14 protein-coding genes are annotated in these 18,031 nt (G+C 48.7%); 12 read left to right on the top strand and 2 right to left on the bottom strand.

What is annotated here, in order from left to right:
- Position 1: 1 nt before the first annotated feature.
- Positions 2-2,959: a SusC/RagA family TonB-linked outer membrane protein gene (locus tag HC229_RS11430; RefSeq protein WP_191020626.1), complete on the bottom strand. Its 2,958-nt coding sequence runs from the start codon at positions 2,957-2,959 to the stop codon at positions 2-4.
- 227 nt (positions 2,960-3,186) lie between these two features.
- On the opposite strand from HC229_RS11430, the gene HC229_RS11425 reads away from it, so the two are divergent.
- The 10 genes from HC229_RS11425 (at position 3,187) to HC229_RS11380 (ending at position 15,681) form a co-directional block, all read left to right on the top strand.
- Positions 3,187-4,236 (top strand): LacI family DNA-binding transcriptional regulator, encoded by a 1,050-nt coding sequence (locus HC229_RS11425; RefSeq protein WP_191020625.1) that lies wholly within the window; start codon positions 3,187-3,189, stop codon positions 4,234-4,236.
- 233 nt (positions 4,237-4,469) lie between these two features.
- Positions 4,470-5,846 carry an MFS transporter gene (locus HC229_RS11420; RefSeq protein ID WP_191020624.1) on the top strand — a complete coding sequence of 459 codons (1,377 nt, stop codon included), beginning with the start codon at positions 4,470-4,472 and terminating at the stop codon, positions 5,844-5,846.
- Positions 5,847-6,503, top strand: coding sequence for a beta-phosphoglucomutase (gene pgmB / locus HC229_RS11415; protein WP_191020623.1), 657 nt, complete (start codon positions 5,847-5,849; stop codon positions 6,501-6,503).
- Between the two features lie 193 nt (positions 6,504-6,696).
- Positions 6,697-8,997: a glycoside hydrolase family 65 protein gene (locus tag HC229_RS11410; protein ID WP_191020622.1), complete on the top strand. Its 2,301-nt coding sequence runs from the start codon at positions 6,697-6,699 to the stop codon at positions 8,995-8,997.
- Positions 8,998-9,074: 77 nt separating this feature from the next.
- A complete protein-coding gene (locus HC229_RS11405; RefSeq protein ID WP_332871647.1) occupies positions 9,075-9,509 on the top strand; it encodes a GxxExxY protein in 435 nt (144 codons plus the stop codon).
- Positions 9,510-9,652: 143 nt separating this feature from the next.
- The gene (locus HC229_RS11400; protein WP_191020620.1) at positions 9,653-11,482 is read left to right on the top strand and encodes a glycoside hydrolase family 13 protein; all 1,830 of its coding nucleotides are present in this window, start codon (positions 9,653-9,655) and stop codon (positions 11,480-11,482) included.
- A 165-nt stretch (positions 11,483-11,647) separates the two neighbouring features.
- Positions 11,648-12,037 (top strand): DUF1398 domain-containing protein, encoded by a 390-nt coding sequence (locus tag HC229_RS11395; protein WP_191020619.1) that lies wholly within the window; start codon positions 11,648-11,650, stop codon positions 12,035-12,037.
- A 114-nt stretch (positions 12,038-12,151) separates the two neighbouring features.
- Positions 12,152-13,816 carry an alpha-amylase family glycosyl hydrolase gene (locus HC229_RS11390; protein WP_191020618.1) on the top strand — a complete coding sequence of 555 codons (1,665 nt, stop codon included), beginning with the start codon at positions 12,152-12,154 and terminating at the stop codon, positions 13,814-13,816.
- A gap of 11 nt (positions 13,817-13,827) precedes the next feature.
- A complete protein-coding gene (locus HC229_RS11385) occupies positions 13,828-15,300 on the top strand; it encodes an FAD-binding oxidoreductase (RefSeq protein WP_223845592.1) in 1,473 nt (490 codons plus the stop codon).
- A gap of 18 nt (positions 15,301-15,318) precedes the next feature.
- Positions 15,319-15,681: a DUF4180 domain-containing protein gene (locus tag HC229_RS11380; RefSeq protein WP_191020616.1), complete on the top strand. Its 363-nt coding sequence runs from the start codon at positions 15,319-15,321 to the stop codon at positions 15,679-15,681.
- Between the two features lie 3 nt (positions 15,682-15,684).
- On the opposite strand, the gene HC229_RS11375 is transcribed toward HC229_RS11380, so the two are convergent.
- Complete coding sequence (locus HC229_RS11375) at positions 15,685-15,957, bottom strand: hypothetical protein (protein ID WP_191020615.1); 273 nt, start codon at positions 15,955-15,957, stop codon at positions 15,685-15,687.
- A gap of 159 nt (positions 15,958-16,116) precedes the next feature.
- On the opposite strand from HC229_RS11375, the gene HC229_RS11370 reads away from it, so the two are divergent.
- Complete coding sequence (locus HC229_RS11370) at positions 16,117-16,794, top strand: glycerophosphodiester phosphodiesterase (RefSeq protein ID WP_191020614.1); 678 nt, start codon at positions 16,117-16,119, stop codon at positions 16,792-16,794.
- Positions 16,791-17,999, top strand: coding sequence for a BaiN/RdsA family NAD(P)/FAD-dependent oxidoreductase (locus HC229_RS11365; protein ID WP_191020613.1), 1,209 nt, complete (start codon positions 16,791-16,793; stop codon positions 17,997-17,999). The genes HC229_RS11370 and HC229_RS11365 overlap by 4 nt, the downstream gene beginning before the upstream one ends.
- Positions 18,000-18,031 lie beyond the last annotated feature (32 nt).

Genomic DNA, 18,031 nt, shown 5'->3' with positions numbered 1-18,031 from the left:
TTTAGAATTTGAAGTTTACGCCAAACAACCAGGTGCGTTGTCTCGGATAAATCGTCTTGTCAAGCCCGCCTGTGATCTCAGGATCAAGTCCGCTGTAATCGGTGATGATGAACGCGTTCTGGACGCCTGCCGACAGACGGACCGATCCGCCATCCTTAAGGAAGTTAGGGAACGTGTAGCCAACGGTCATGTTATCCATGCGGAGGAATGAGGCATCCTCGATGAAATAGTCAGACAGCAACACGTCTGCAGTAGTCGTGAATCCTGTCGCGATGACGTTGGTCGGCAAGTTGTAAAGCGCATCTCCGGTTTGCTGGATCGTGCCATATTGCGCCTGTGCAGCATTCACACCATTGTAGACCGAGTTGCCCAAACTTGCGCGCATATTGAACGAGAAGTCGATATTCTTGTAAATGTTCATCGTCGAGGCGAAACCAAGGGTAACGTCCGGATCAGGGTTTTTGTAGATGTATTTGTCTTTCTCGTTGCGGATTCCGTCTCCGTTCAAGTCTGCGAAAGCGCCTTCGATAGGCTGGCCCGCTTCGTTGTAGAGCTGCTTGTAAACGTAGTAGCTGAACGGCGCCATTCCTTCGCTGAACACCTGCCCAGGCGTTCCGGTTCCACCTACGTTACCTCCCACAGGAAAATCCTGGTGGTAAATAAGCTCGTCGATTTCCCGGCGGTACGTTGTCGCGTTGAAATTCACATTCCACTTAAAGTTCTCAGCGCGCACAATGTCCGCATTGATCGAGAATTCGATACCTTTTGTGGTAAAACTGCCCACGTTCTGGAAAGCGCGGTTGGAGAAGTTGGATCCATCCGCCACAGCGGCGTCTACAAGCAATTTATCGCTTACTTTGTAGAACACATCGATCGCGCCGGAAATACGGTTGTTAAAGAACCCGTAATCCAAACCTGCATTGTAGGTAGTGGTTTCTTCCCATTGAATGGATGGCGTAAGACGGTTCGGAATAGCGATCGTGATAGGCGTATTTCCGATAAAATACTGAGAGTTTCCGTCTCCAAGCGCAACCGTTCTCTGGTAAACGTCATTCGGGATGCTCTGCTGACCTGTGATTCCGTATCCGACGCGAAGCTTCAAGTCTGAGATCGTCTTGCTATCCTTGAAGAAATCTTCGCTGATACGATACGCGAGGGAAGCTGCCGGATAATTGCCCCACCAGTTTTCTTTGGCAAAGTGAGACGATCCGTCGCGGCGATAGGCCACGGTCAACAAATATTTGTCTTTCCATGTGAGGTTCGCTCTTCCGAAAAATCCGATAAGCGTATAAGGAGTATCCGTATTTTCTTCAGGGAAATTATCCGGAAGGTCAGGATTCAAAATATTTCCCGTTAGGCGGGACTGGGCGTTGAATTGCTGGTACGAGTAACCTGCCGTCGCATCGATGACGAAATCACCGATTGTCTTGTTGTAATTCAGGTACATGTCGAGCAACTTGTTACGACGGATGGACTCCGTATATTCATGTGTCCCGAAGCGGTTTGCACCGTTTTGACCGGCGGTTGCCACCACATCCGGAGCAGCATCGCGGGTACGTGTCCCTTTCGATTCGTCGAAACCAACGTTCACGACAGCGCGAAGGTCCGGGAAAAAATGCAGTTTGTAATCCAGCTCAACGTTGCCCAAAATACGGTTGTTCTCCCCCCGATCGTGTGTCTGCAAAAGTTGGGCGACAGGGTTGCGTGGCGCATTTTTAAGCGTGTATTGCGGGTTGCCGTTTCCGTCTGTTCCCGTAGTGTAATATTCAAAAAATCCCTGGAACGGAGACGTTGCGTCGTAAATCGGCTGCGTCGGATCGAAAATGATCGCGGAACCTTCGACACCATCTGCAAAACGGTTTCTCTCATTCGAGAAATTGGCGTTCACACGCACTTTCAGGTGATTGTCAAAGAACGTAGGGTTCATGGTGATGTTGGCCGTGTTCCTGTTGAAGGAATTCGTAAGGCGCAAACCTTCCTGATACGTGTTTCCGATCGTTACGCGAGTCGGAATAAAGCCAAGCAGGTTTCCTCTTACCGATACGTTGTTATCTACGAAATCTGTGCGGCGATAGATTGCATCCTGCCAATTTGTGTTCGCCGTGCCCAACATTCCAAGCACACCTGCGTTGTTGGCATAGCGCGACTGGATCATCTCGCGGTAGCGGTTAGCGTTGAAAACATCCACTTCGTTGTAGTGCTTTCCTGATCCGTATTGGAAATTGTATTCTACCGAAAGATTCTTTGATCCGCCTTTGGTCGTGATCAAGATGACGCCGTTTGAGGCGCGCGATCCGTAAATCGCCGTAGCCGATGCATCTTTGAGCACGGTAACAGATTCGATCGTGCTCGGGTTCAGTGTGGCAAGAAAGGAAGTAGATCCTGCACCGGTAGCGTTCTCGATAGGCAAGCCATCGACGACGATCAGTGGGTCGTTACTCGCATTTAGAGACGCTCCGCCGCGAATCCTGATTTCAGATCCCGAACCTGGCGCACCACTCGTATTGATCGTAAGACCCGCGACGCGACCCTGCAAAAGGTTCTCAGTAGTGACATTGGCTCCTTTGTTGAAATCTTTGGTCGTTACCGTGGTAAGCGAACCGGTAGCGTCCTTTTTCTTTACGGTACCGTAACCTACCTGGACCACGACTTCCTGAAGCTGGTTGGCATCCTCTTCCATGCCTTGATTCAAAGTAGCCTGACCGTTGTAATCGACGACGACTTCCTTAAATCCGATATAAGAAAAAACGATTTTGTCGCCTTTCTTTACGTTATTTAAGGTATAATTACCGTCGAAATCGGTAGAAGTACCATTAGTAGTTCCCTGAACCACTACGTTTACTCCAGGCAACGGTTGACCAGTTGCTTTCTCGGTCACCGTTCCCTTAATGCTCTGCGCGAGGGCACCAAAAGGTAAAAGCAGTAGGAAAATGAACAACTTTTTGTAAATTGTTTTCATACATTTTGTTTAGGTTAAAAAATCTGTTTGTTTAGCTTGTACACTACTTCGAATGTTAAAATTAAGTAAAATCTCATACGATTTCGTTCGACCCTACCAGAAAGGGTCGCGCAAACGTTTTCGTGTTGAAAACTTTCGCATAATTGCAGCATTTACAAGGGCTTATTACAGATTTCTCAATCGCCTTTACACATAATTCCGAAAATTAAAATTTCTAATAGCACGACATGAAGAGGAAGATCACCCTTAAACAAATTGCAAAAGAACTGGACGTTTCGATCTCAACGGTTTCAAAATCCCTTCGCGACAGTCCCGAGATCAGCGAAGACACCCGTCTCAAGGTGCAGGCGTTCGCCAAACTCTACAATTACAAGCCGAACAACATCGCGTTGAGCCTAAAGAATCGAAAAACCAAGACCATTGCCATCATAATTCCCGAAATCGTCCACCACTTTTTCGCTACGGTGATCAGCGGAATCGAGCAGGTTGCGGGCGAAAACGGCTATAACGTGATCATTTGCCTTTCGGACGAATCCTTCGACAAGGAAGTCATCAACATGGAAATGCTCGCCAACGGATCGATAGACGGTTTTATCATGTCGCTGTCGAAAGAAACCCAGTCCAAAGGCGACTTCCATCATATCATCGAGGTCATCAACCAGGGAATGCCGGTAGTCATGTTCGATCGCGTGACCAACGATATCCTTTGCGACAAGGTCATCATAGACGATAACCGCGCGGCTTTCGATTCGGTCGAGCGACTCATCAACAACGGATTCAAAAAAATCGCGATGATCACGACGGTAGATTACGTAAGCGTCGGAAAGTTGCGTACCGAAGGGTATCTCAGGGCATTGCGCGCCAACGACGTCGCGGTAGATGAAAATCTGATTTTGCGCATAGAAGACATCGACAATTGCGCCGAAGACATTGAGAGATTCATCGCTGCCAACAAACCTGATGCGGTCTTTGCCGTCAACGAACTGTTTGCCGTCACGGCGATAAAGGCGGCCAAGAAGGCTGGATTCGACGTCCCGTCCGATATTTCCGTCATCGGATTCACGGACGGCATCATTTCCAAATATTCGTCTCCGAGCATTACCACGGTAAGCCAGGACGGAATCGAAATGGGCGGAAAAGCGGCCAAAATGCTCATCCAACGCCTTGAAATGGAGGATGCCGAGGAAGAACAGGAAGAACATTACCGCACTGAAGTTATCGAGACGCATCTGGTCGAGCGCGAATCGACGACCTCTCTGAAAAAAGGCAATTTCTAGCGGCAATTTCGGGCGTTGCGACCTCGGGCCGACCGATGGATCGCCATTTCCGAACCCGTCAAGTTTTCAACACGAAAACGTTAACTTAACAATTTCCGTATCGTTTTTCAGGAATCCAAAAACCATTTTTTGAATTAAACGCTATATTTGATGCCATTATCAAGCTTGTTGCTACTTCGAAACCAAACAAGTTGATAAGCCTGGCGCTTGTCGTAACCATTACATTGCGATAAATGGAAAAGCGTAGATTAAGTTTCCTCGAAATCTGGAACATGAGTTTCGGCTTTTTGGGAATACAAATGGGATTCGCCCTGCAGAACGCCAACGCGAGCAGGATTCTCCAAAATTTTGGTGCTGACGTACACGAACTCTCGTGGTTCTGGATCATTGCTCCGTTGATGGGATTGATCGTCCAGCCGATAATCGGTCATTACAGCGACAATACGTGGGGACGTTTCGGTAGGCGAAAGCCTTTCTTTCTCGTGGGCGCACTGCTCGCTTCCGTCGGATTGATCCTGATGCCGCAAGCCGATATTTTCACCGCCTTTCTTCCTGCCCTTTGGGTCGGAGCCGGAATGCTCATGATCATGGACGCGTCCTTCAACGTCGCCATGGAACCGTTCCGGGCACTCGTAGGCGACAATCTGCGCAACGACCAAACGACATTGGGATTCAGCGTCCAGACTGCACTTATCGGAATCGGCGCCGTGATCGGATCGGCCTTGCCCTGGATGCTCGGCAACTGGTTCGGCATCGTCAACAAATCCGACGACGGCAGCATTCCGCCACATTTGATCTACTCTTTTGTAATCGGTGCTGGCGTACTCGTGGTATCGATCCTGGTGACCGTTCTGACGACAAAGGAATATTCGCCCGAAGAACTCTCCCGTTTTGCTGAAGAAAAAGCAAGTGCCGAAGCTTTGGCGCTTGAAAATCTCGGCAATCCGGAACCCGCAAAAGAAGCGCGACTCATCGACATTTTCGAAGATTTCAGGAAAATGCCCGTTACGATGCGCCAACTCAGTTGGGTGCAGTTTTTCTCGTGGTTCGGATTGTTCGGTATGTGGGTTTTCACGACACCTGCGATCGCCCACCATATCTATGGTTTACCGGTGACCGACACCAAAAGCGCCACCTATCAGGAAGCCGGCGACTGGGTTGGAATTTTGTTCGGCATTTACAATGGTGTCTCGGCGATATTTGCATTCGCTTTGCCGGTGATCGCCAAAAAAATCGGACGCAAACTCACCCATTCATTATCGCTTGTAATCGGCGGTATCGGACTGATCTCGATGTATTTCATGCCTGATGAGAACTGGCTTGTGCTTTCGATGGTTTTCATCGGAATCGCCTGGGCAAGCATCCTGGCAATGCCGTACGCCATTTTGGCCGGCTCGATCACGCCTAAAAAAATGGGCGTTTACATGGGCATCTTCAATTTCTTTATCGTAATCCCACAAATCATCAACGCATTGATTGGTGGTCCGCTCGTGAAATTCTTATACCACGACAACGCCATTTTCGCGCTTATGACCAGCGGTGTCAGCTTCCTGATTGCGGCATTGCTCGTTTCTAAAGTAAAAGACAAAGACCAAGCAACCCAAATCTAAATGAACAAAAAAGCATTCATTTTCGACCTTGACGGCGTGATCGTAGACACGGCAAAATATCACTTCCTGGCGTGGCGCAAAGTGGCCGATTCGCTCGGTATCGAATTTACGCCGGAACACAACGAAGCCCTGAAAGGCGTCAGTCGCGTCCGATCGCTCGAAATCATCCTCGAATTAGGCAAAGCCGAGGCCACCCAGGAAGACAAGGACAAATGGCTCAAGCAAAAAAATGACGATTATCTGGCCTACATCGAAAACATGGACCGAAGCGAAATTCTTCCCGGCGTCATGCACGTGTTGGATTACCTGCGCGAGAACGGTCAGCCTATAGCTTTGGGTTCCGCAAGTAAAAATGCGCGCATCATACTCGAAAAGACGGGCATCATCGACTATTTCGACGTGATCGTGGACGGCAACGACGTGACCAACGCCAAACCCGATCCCGAAGTTTTTGAACGCGCCTCCCGCGAGCTCGGCATTTCAAACGAAAATTCCATCGTGTTCGAGGACTCGTTTGCCGGAATCGACGCAGCGAACATTGCGGGCATGACGAGTGTCGGGATCGGAGAGGCGAAATTCCTAGGAAAGGCGCAATACATTTTCCCGGACTTCGTGACGATCGATTTGAGTTTTATCGACACGCTGGTCAAAAAGTAGTAGATATATAAAAGTCGGATCGTCGTTCACATTTGGCGTTCGGCTTTAGATAAACAACAATCATAACCAAACCGGATCTCGCTGCAATTACGGTGACTTTCGGAAACAACATCATCAATCATAACCCGAAACTCGAATTCTCAAGAACCATCGTTCGCTTATTGACTTTCGACTTTCGCCAAAAAAAGACAAAATGCACCAGGACTACATACAACCAGACAATTGGTCCATCATCGAGCAAGGATTCGAGCGCGAACGCGTGAAATCGTCCGAAAGCCTTTTCAGCATAGGAAACGGCGCGATGGGACAACGAGCGAATTTTGAGGAAAAATATACAGCGGAAACTTTTCAGGGAAGTTATATCGGCGGTGTTTACTACCCGGACAAGACCAAGGTCGGATGGTGGAAAAACGGGTATCCCGAGTATTTTGCAAAGGTGTTGAACGCCCCGAATTGGATTGGGATCGATATCGAAATCAATGGTGAAGAACTCGACCTGAATACGTGTGCCGAAGTGAGAAACTTCAAGCGCGAACTCAACATGAGGGAAGGTTGGTACAACCGTTCGTTCGAAGCGAAATTGCAGAACGGGACGGAAATTTCGGTCGATGTAAGACGCTTTCTCTGCGCAGACCTCGACGAAGTGGGTATCATCCGATATCAAATCACACCGTTGAACCAAGACGCAAAAATCGTTTTCAAACCTTATGTAGACGCCGGCGTGCACAACGAAGACGCCAATTGGGAAGAGAAGTTCTGGGAACCGATTTCAGCTGAACAACAAGGCGAAAAAGCGTTTGTGACGGCTCGCACTTTCAAGACCCATTTCACGGCGACGACTTTTATGTACAACGTCATTTCGGTAGACGGAAATGCATCCGGTTTAACCGAAAACGTTCAAAAATCAGGCGATAAAATCCAATTCCAGTATACGGTTTCGGTTGCGAAAAACCAGGTTGCTTCGATTCAAAAAGTGGGCGGTTACACGGTTTCAATGAACCACGCAGACACCATCGCGGCGGCTGATTCCGCAATCGAATCCGCGAAAGCGAAAGGTTACGACACGTTGTTGCAGGAACAGATTGCGGCCTGGGCAAAAGTCTGGGAAATGAGCGACATCACGATCGAAGGCGACGTGAAGGCACAGCAAGGCATCCGATTCAATATTTTCCAGCTCAACCAGACGTATTCCGGCAAGGATTCACGTCTGAACATCGGGCCGAAAGGTTTTACGGGAGAAAAATACGGTGGTTCGACGTATTGGGATACCGAGGCATACTGCATTCCGTTCTACATGGCCACGAAAGACCAACAAGTGGCGAAAAACCTGTTGGTTTACCGATACAACCAACTTGACAAGGCCATCGAAAACGCGGCGAAACTCGGGTTTACGAATGGTGCGGCTCTGTATCCGATGGTAACCATGAACGGGGAAGAATGCCATAACGAATGGGAAATCACGTTCGAGGAAATCCATAGGAACGGCGCCATCGCGTTCGCTATTTTCAACTATGTACGTTACACGGGCGACTACTCCTACGTCCCCGAAAAAGGGCTTGAAGTTTTGATTGCGATTGCCCGCTTTTGGCATCAACGCGCGACGTGGTCGACGGCTAAAAACCAGTTCGTCATTTTGGGCGTAACCGGGCCGAACGAATACGAGAATAACGTCAACAATAATTTTTACACGAATTACCTTGCGAAATGGTGCATCGATTACACGGTGGAGCAGCTCGAAAAAGTCAGTTCGGAATACCATTCAGATTACAACCGCATCCTGGCTAAGGCCGATTTGACATTGGGCGAAATCTCGAAGTGGAAGGATGTGGCCGATAAGATGTATTTTCCATATTCCGAAGAACACCAGGTCTATTTGCAGCAAGACGGATTTTTGGACAAAGAACTCGTCAAAGTGCACGACCTCGATAAATCCCAACGGCCGATCAATCAAAAATGGTCGTGGGACCGCATTCTCCGTTCGCCTTATATCAAACAGGCCGACACGCTTCAGGGATTTTATTTTTTCGAGGATCATTTTTCGAAAGAAGATCTCGAGCGGCATTTCGATTTTTACGAGCCGTTCACCGTTCATGAAAGTTCACTGTCGCCTTGCGTCCATTCGATACAGGCGGCGGTTTTGGGCAAAATGGACATGGCCTACACGTTCTATTTGCGAACCTCACGCCTCGATCTCGACGACTACAATAAAGAAGTCGAAGAGGGTTTGCACATCACCTCGATGGCCGGAACCTGGATGAGCATCGTGGAAGGTTTTGGCGGCATGCGTGTAAAGGACGGTCAGTTGCATTTCGAGCCTAGGATCCCGAAAGAATGGGACGGATATTCGTTCAAGATCAATTTCCGCGGGCAGATTTTGAAGATTTCGGTACAGTCGGGTAAAACGGATTTCGCTTTGGAAGGCGGAAACGAGCTTACCGTTTTCGTAAATGGTAAAAGCGTCACGGTTGAGCCCAATGGAGCAGTGACAGTTTAATATTTTAAACCATTGAGGACATTAAGTTCATTAAGATTAAGTTTTTGCATTTAAGAATTTTTACAGGAAATCTGTAAATGCCGTTACTAATTTCTTCTTTTCTTGTTGGTATGAGAAAAGAAGACGTCACAACGCTATCCTACGCAATTACTGGATGCGCGATAACGGTGCATAAGACGATTGGCCCGGGCTTATTGGAAAGTGTTTATGAAAGATGTTTGGAATACGAACTCATCAAAAATGGGTTCTCTGTAATAAGGCAGCATCCGATAAAAATTGTTTACGACAATTTAGAGTTTGATCACAATTTGAAAGTTGATTTATTCGTAAACGGGTTGATAGTCATAGAACTGAAAACCGTAGATTCTCTTTTACCGATTCACGAGGCACAAGTGTTAACATATATGAAGCTTCTAAAATGTCCGCAAGGTTTACTGATAAATTTTAACGCTGTCAATATTTCTCGCTCAATGCGGCCGTTCGTAAACAAATTTTATGAGTTTGAAATATGAGGATGTATCGTTACATGGATTTGAACGAAGTCCGAATTACAAGATTGCAACCTCAATGAGCTTAATGCGCTTAATGGTTCAAAAAAATGATTCAGGCGAAGCCTGAGCAAACAACCACTCATAACTTCTAAACAGTTCAAGAAATGAAACAATTACTATTCCTGCTGCTAACGGTAACCGCCGCCACCGCCCAGCTCCAAAAAACCGAGCCGCCTTTTTGGTACGCCAACATGAAAAACCCGGAACTACAAGTAATGTTCTACGGCAAAAACATCAACGGTTTCCAGGTGGCGGTTTCCAACGACATTCCGGTAAAAGACGTCACGAAAACAAGCAATCCCAACTATCTGTTCGTCACCATCGACACCAAAAACGCCGCGCCGGGCCAAATCACGTTTACATTTTCGGACAACGGAAAAGCCAAATTTACCAAAAAATACGAACTCAAAGCCCGCAAAAAAGATTCGGCGGCGCGACAAGGTTTCGACTCCTCAGATCTTGTCTACCTCATCATGCCGGACCGCTTCGCAAACGGCAATACCAAGAATGACAATACCAAAGACACCAAGGAAAAGTCGAACCGCACGAGCGATCACGGCCGCCACGGAGGCGACATCCAGGGCATCATCGACAACCTTGACTACATAAAAAACCTCGGCGCGACAGCCATCTGGAATACGCCACTTTGCGAAGACAACGACGAAAGAGGTTCTTATCACGGATATGCCCAATCGGATGTGTACAAGATCGATCCGCGTTACGGAACGAACGAAGATTATGTGAAACTCTCGTCTGAGCTGCACAAACGCGACATGAAACTCATTCTCGACTACGTCACCAACCATTGGGGAGCCGAGCATTGGATGATCAAGGACTTGCCGATGTACGACTGGATCCACCAGTTTCCCGGCTACGGCCAAAGCAACTATCGCATGACGACGCAGTTCGACCCGAATACTTCCGAGCGAGATAAAAAATATTGTGTCGACGGCTGGTTCGTGCGCTCAATGCCGGATCTGAACCAAGCCAATCCATTGGTCGTAAAGTACCTCACGCAAAACGCCATTTGGTGGATCGAATACGCCGACCTCGACGGTTTTCGCGTCGATACCTATTCGTATTGCGACAAAAAAGGAATCGCCGATTGGACAAAAGCCATCACAGACGAATATCCGAAGTTCAACATCGTAGGCGAAGTCTGGATGCACGACCAGGCACAAATGGCATATTGGCAAAAGGATTCCAAGATCGGGGCGATCCAAAACTACAATTCCAATCTTCCGTCTGTAATGGATTTCACGCTTCACGACGCCATCGAAGCCGCGTTTGCTGAACACGAAGGAACGTGGGACAAAGGCATGATCAGGATGTACGACAATTTCGCCAATGACTTTTTGTATCCCAACATCAATTCCATCCTGATTTTCGCCGAGAACCACGACACCCAACGCTTCAACCAGCGTTACAAAGACTTCGGATCCTACAAAATGGCGATGACGCTGCTGGCAACGGTTCGCGGCATTCCGCAAATTTACTACGGTTCAGAAATCGGAATGGCCGGCGACAAGGGAAAGGGAGACGGCGACATCAGGCGCGATTTCCCCGGCGGATGGAAAGCGGACGCATCAAACGCTTTCACAGCCGAAGGTCGTTCGGAAACCCAAAAGAAATATTTTGACTTTTCGTCCAAGTTGTTCAACTGGAGAAAAAGCAAATCGGTCATCCACACCGGCAAGACCATGCAATTCATTCCGGAGCACAATGTTTATGTGTATTTTCGATATGACGACAAAGAAACCGTCATGGTCGTCATCAACAATTCAGACAAGCCATCGATCGTTAAAACGGAGCGTTTCGCCGAAGCCTTCAGGAATTTCTCGACAGGAAAGGACGTCATTACCGGGAACAGCGTCAACCTCAAAGAAGACATCAACATTGCGCCTAAATCGTCGTGGATTCTCGAATTGAAATGATTTGAAGCTATTCCGGCTTTCGCTATTAGCTTTTTCTGCAAACGCGGTTTTGCCAAGGTTTGGGCGGCTCCCTCCGGTCGCCGCCCAAACCCAGGCCAACCGGGCGTTTGCCTTCAAAAGGCTAACACGCTGCATCCGGGCTATGTCACAAAAAAACGAAATTATATGTTCACGATCGACCAAATACAATCTGCCCATTCCAAAGTAAAGTCAGGAGCCGATTTTCCCGCTTACCTACGCGAGATCGAACAGCTCGGCGTGGCTTCCTACACGATCGCCGTCCGCGACGGAAGCGCGAACTATTTCGGAAACGACGGTTTTTCGGTTTCAGCGGGACCCAAGTATCCGAATCTTGAAATCGCAACAGTCGTCGATCGTGACCGTTTCCTATCTGACCTCAAAGCGCATCAACAGGGCCTTTCCGACTATTCGACGTTTTGCGAGCAATCGGCTCGATCGGGCGTCAGCAAATGGACGGTCGACATCGAAAAGCTGACGTGCGCGTATTTCGATAGCCACGATCGCGAAATCCTGATCGAAAAGATTCCGGGCTGAAACTTCCAAATGAGGCGACTTTCGTGGAAAATCCGTAAATTTTACCCAAAATAAACTAACGCCCTCCCGCCTCCCCTATCTTACCTTGGCCCGCGCGAGGAAACCGACACAAGCATGAATAAAATTCTGGCACACGCAATCCTCGCGACTCTTTTTATGATCCAGACCGCCGAGGCGCAAACATCCGCCACACCATCCGCGACCAAACAAAAAACGCCTTTCGTTTGGGAAGGTGCCAATCTATACTTTTTGCTCGTCGACCGCTTCAACAACGGTAACCGCTCCAACGATGTGAACTTCGCACGCGATCGCGAAACCGGAAAATTGCGCGGTTTCGAAGGAGGCGACATCAAGGGAATTACCCAAAAAATCGAAGAAGGTTACTTTGACAGGCTCGGCATCAACGCAATCTGGCTGACGCCAATCGTGGAGCAGGTCCACGGATTCGTCGACGAAGGACAGGGCGCGACCTATGGCTTTCACGGCTACTGGACAAAAGACTGGACGAAGATCGACCCGAATTTCGGAACCGACAAAGACCTCAAAGAACTCGTTGAAGTGGCGCACAGTCACGGGATCCGGGTGTTGCTCGACGCCGTTATCAACCACACCGGCCCCGTCACGGACAAAGACCAGGTATGGCCCCAGGATTGGGTTCGTACCGGCCCTCAATGCGATTACAAAACATTCGATTCTACCACAGCCTGTACGCTTGTCAAGAATTTGCCGGACATTCTGACCGAGAGCGATGCCGAAGTGCAGCTTCCGCAACACCTCATCGACAAGTGGAAAGCCGAAGGACGATACGAACAGGAAATCAAGGAGCTCGATGAATTTTTCCGCAAGACGGGATATCCGAGGGCCCCGCGTTTCTATATCATCAAATGGCTCACGGACTATATCCGCGATTTTGGGATAGACGGTTATCGGGCCGACACAGTGAAGCACACCCAGGAAAAAGTTTGGGGCGAATTCAAGTCCCAATGCAACATCGCATTCGCCGAATGGAAGCAAAAAAATCCTGAAAAAGTATTGGATTCCAACGACTTTTTTACCGTAGGGGAAGTTTACGGATACGGGATTTCGGGCGGAAAAGACTACAATTTCGGCGATCGGAAAGTCAATTATTTCGACAACGGCTTCAATGGCCTCATCAATTTTGAGTTCCGTTGGGATGCCGAAAAAGACTACGACTTTATTTTCTCGAAATATTCCGACAAGCTCAACAACACGCTCGAAGGCTTTACCGTTCTGAATTACCTGGCGTCCCACGACGATGGCAATCCATTCGACAACAAGCGCCTCAAAAGCCAGGAGGCGGGGACGAAATTGTTGCTTTCTCCGGGGATTTCCCAGGTTTATTACGGGGACGAAACCGCACGCCCACTTATTATTGAAGGCGCCCAAGGCGATGCGACGCTGCGTTCGTTCATGAACTGGAACGAGATCCCGTCGAACAAAGACAAAGCAGATGTCTTGCAACATTGGCAAAAGCTTGGAAAATTCCGTCAGAAACATCCTGCCATCGGAGCGGGAGTCCATACGCGGATTTCGGCTAAACCTTATGTGTTCAGTCGTGGCATCGAGCGCGATGATCTCGAGGATCGCGTCGTGGTCGGTCTGGATTTGCCGATGGGCCCGAAACGCCTTAAAGTATCGTCCGTTTTTAAGGACAACACCCAATTGAGGGACGCGTATTCCGGCAAGGACGTGATCGTGAAATTTGGAGAAGTGACGCTTGATACGCCGTTTTCGGTAGTTTTGCTCGAGAGGAAATAAGTTTGATGAAAATGCGGCGCAAAAAAATCGCACTCACCGGAATCGGGATTTTGCTGTTGTTCCTGTCGTTCCCTATTGCGTTCATCGTAAGAACTGCGCTTTCAGAAGATGGCCACAAACTTTCCGTTCCAAGCGGTTACGCAAACGACGCAAGCGAGCTGAACCTTACCAAAGTCGACTCCGTCATCGATATAGCAAAATCAAAAGATAGCCTGCTGCTGCAGATCAGAAGCCTCGTTGCGTATGCAAAGGCCAAAAACAAGCCGATCTCCATAGCAGGCGCGCAACACTCGATGGGCGGGCACACGATGTTTCCCGATGGAATCGTGCTCAATATGCGCCCGTACGACCACATCGAATTCGATTCGGCAAGCAACGTGCTGACTATCGGTTCGGGCGCGCGATGGGAAGACGCGATCAATTACCTCGACAAGTTCGACAAATCGATTGCGGTGATGCAGGCTTTCAGTACGTTTTCGATAGGCGGATCGATAAGCGTCAACGGGCACGGCTGGCAAAAAGATTCGCCACCGGTCTCGTCCAGCGTCATATCTTTCACACTGCTGAAATCTGATGGAGAAATCGTCAATTGCAGCCGAAGCGAAAATGCGGAACTCTTTCGCTGCGTGGTAGGCGGATACGGGCTTTTCGGTATCATTCTCGACGTAAAATTGCGCGTCGTCGATAACGAAAACATGAGCTTTACGCGGTACAAACTCGATGCGAAGGATTATCTGACGTATTTTAAGAAATATGCTTCGGGCGATCGAAACGCCAAACTGGTCTTTGGCCGGCTTAATATATCCGACAAGGAATTCCTGCAAAATGCGACGCTGAACGTCTTCCGCTCGACGGGAAAGCCTTTAATGCGAAAACCAAAGCATGATGCATTTAAGACGACCGAGGTCAAACGGCTTGTTTTTCGCAGTTCAGTGGACAGCGAATACGGCAAACGGCTACGGTGGGATTTGGAAACCAATCTCGGGGAATTCACGGCCGACGCCAACATTTCGCGCAACGAGATCCTCAATGACGACGTGAGCCTGATCGAGAACAAGAACCTCGGTTCAACCGATATTCTACAGGAATATTTCATTCCCGAGCGTCGTTTTAACCGCTATGTGCAACAATTGAAATCGGTCCTGCCGGATTCCGATATCGACCTGATCAATATCACGATCCGGAATGTCTACCAAGACGAGGACAGTTTTATGCCGTACGCGCGAGAAAATGTGTTTGGATTCGTGTTCCTTTTTAACCAAAAGAAGACGCGGGATCAGGAAAATGCGATGCGCCGGCTTACGCAAACGCTCGTAAGGCTCGCGATCGAAAATGACGGAACGTACTACCTGCCGTATCGGCTTCACGTTGACCGAAACACGTTCCGCAAGATATATCCGCAAGCCGACGCTTTTTTTGCGCTTAAGGATAAATATGATCCCGATGGCATTTTCCGAAACACGTTCTACGCCCATTACCGTTGACCCGATAAATTCCCACATATGAACATTCACGAACATATCGTAAACAATCTCAAAGTGGCCGAAGTGCACTCCGACGGCCTGCTGATACGAAACGCCGCCGACGGCTTGGAATTACTGGTCGATTTGTATTACCAGCAATTTGACAGGATCATCGTACACGAAGCAACGATCAATCCGGATTTTTTCGACCTCAAAACCAAGATGGCCGGCGACATGCTGCAGAAATTCTCCAATTACCGCATGGGACTGACGATCGTCGGGTATTTCGCGAAATACAACAGCGACAGTCTCGACGATTTCATAAGGGAAAGCAATAAAGGGAACCTCATCAATTTTGCGCCCGACGTGGAAACAGCGTTACACCGATTCAGCCAAAGGTAACTTTCAGGCCGCGGCCAACGGCGCATTGATCCTCGTCCGGAAGTGGACGTTCCAAAAGTCTGAAAGCGCGAAGAGAATGGCACGGCTCGAACAGTTAGGATTCTCGACGCATCTGTCGATATGGCGAAAATAATGTTTCTTAAAAATTTCTCCCACGGCCGACAGATCCGTTTCGCTTTGCACCGTCTCTTTCATATATCGGGCAAGTTCCGACCGTCTCAGAAATCTCTCGGAAATCAGCAGATTCAAAGCCAATGTCGTGAGTTGATTTTTCATTTTGCATTTGTTTTGAGCAAAATTACCTGCTATAAACATTGTGCAGTTTACAGATAATGCCACGGTTGTTATACAATTTGTCACGTTTAACATTACACTATTATCGCTTTTCTGACCTGTCAAGATCCGACCGATAGTGTACCTTTGCAAAAAATAACTATGCAAGTCATCGCGCACCGCGGCGCCAAAGGCCATGTTCCTGAAAATACGATCGCGGCCTTTGAAAAGGCGTTGGAATTGGGCGTCGACGGAATAGAACTCGACGTTTTTTTATCGTCCGATGGTGAAATTGTCGTTTTTCACGACGAACACACGGAACGATTGACAGGCGTTTCCGGAAGAATTGCCGAAATGCAGTTGGCCGACATCCGGAAGCTCCGTGTCGATAAAGTGCACGGCGTTCCGACGCTTGAGGAGGTTTTGCGCTTTGTCGACGGGCGGGCGATGGTCAACATTGAGTTGAAAGTGGCCACGGCTGCGCGTCCTGTCACGGAGTTGGTGGAGCGTTTCGCTTCAGATTACCGATGGGATTACGATCGTTTCCTTATCTCGTCTTTCGACTGGGCGGCGCTAAAGGAAATCCGGTCGTGGAATCCGGGAATTCCGCTTGGTGTGCTTACCGAGACCGATCTTGATCTTGCCATCGGGTTTGCCAGGTCGATAGCCGCCGAAACGTTCCACCCGTATTTCCACTTGCTCGACGAGAATTCCGTCAAAAAAATAAAAAATGAAAATATGCGATTATACGCCTGGACAGTCAACATGCCTGAAGATATTTCGCGAATAAAATCACTCGGTGTCGACGGCATCATCACCGATTTCCCCGACCGGATATGAAACGATACGACCTCTTGATAATTGGCGGCGGTGCCTCCGGATTTTTTGCCGCGATCAATATCGCCGAATCCCATCCGAACCTTAAAATCGCCATTCTCGAACGCGGCAAAGACGTGCTTACCAAAGTACGCATCTCCGGCGGCGGCCGTTGCAATGTGACCCATGCGTGTTTCGACCCGAACGAACTCGTGAAGTTTTATCCAAGAGGCGAAAAAGAATTGCGCGGCCCGTTCCATACCTTTTGTTCAGGCGACACGATTGCGTGGTTCGAAGAACATGGCGTCGCGCTCAAAATAGAAGAAGACGGCCGCATGTTTCCCGCATCGGACTCGTCCCAAACGATAATCGATTGTTTTGTCGAGGCCGCTCGAAAAAGCAAAGTAGAAGTATTGACCGGACAAAGCGTACAGTCGATTTACAACGGTGGGGATTATTGGAAAGTCGAAACGCAGCACGAGCAATTCTCCGCTCCCAAACTGGTCATTGCCTCGGGGAGCAATCCCAAAATGTGGGAGATGTTGCAAGCCTTGGGGCATTCCATCGTCGAACCGGTGCCTTCCCTATTTACCTTCAATATCAAAGACGACAGGATTAAAAACCTGCCTGGCGTTTCGGCCCACGCATCGGTAAAAGTCAACGGCTCCAAACTCGAATCGAGAGGACCGCTGCTCGTAACGCATTGGGGCATGAGCGGACCGGCGATCCTCAAACTATCGGCATGGGGCGCACGTATCCTGGCCCAAAAAAACTATCAGTTCGGCATTACGGTGAATTGGCTTGATTCGGTAACCATTGAGGAGGCAGAACACATCCTGCGCGATCTCAAACAGCATCAGCCAAAGAAAACGGTAACGTCCAGGTCCCCTTTCGAGTTCCCGAACCGCCTTTGGGAAAGCCTCGTGCTGGCATCGGGAATCCCGCTTGAAATGAAATGGGCCGACCTTACCAAAAATCAACTGGTCAACCTGGCCAAGGAACTTACGGAATCCAAATTCAGCGTCAACGGGAAAAGCACGTTCAAGGAAGAATTCGTAACAGCCGGCGGCATCGATCTCAGGGAAGTCAATTTTAAGACGATGCAAAGCAAGTTGTTTCCGAACCTGTATTTCGCGGGTGAGATTTTGAACATCGACGCTATTACGGGAGGCTTCAATTTCCAAAATGCCTGGACCGGAGGATTTATTTTAGCTAAAGCTATCGGTTAACGTTCAACCGTTTATGTATCTGTTTACATTTG

It is taken from the genome of Flavobacterium selenitireducens (assembly GCF_014748335.1).
GTDB lineage: Bacteria > Bacteroidota > Bacteroidia > Flavobacteriales > Flavobacteriaceae > Flavobacterium > Flavobacterium selenitireducens.
This window is presented reverse-complemented; position numbering and strand designations above follow the sequence as displayed.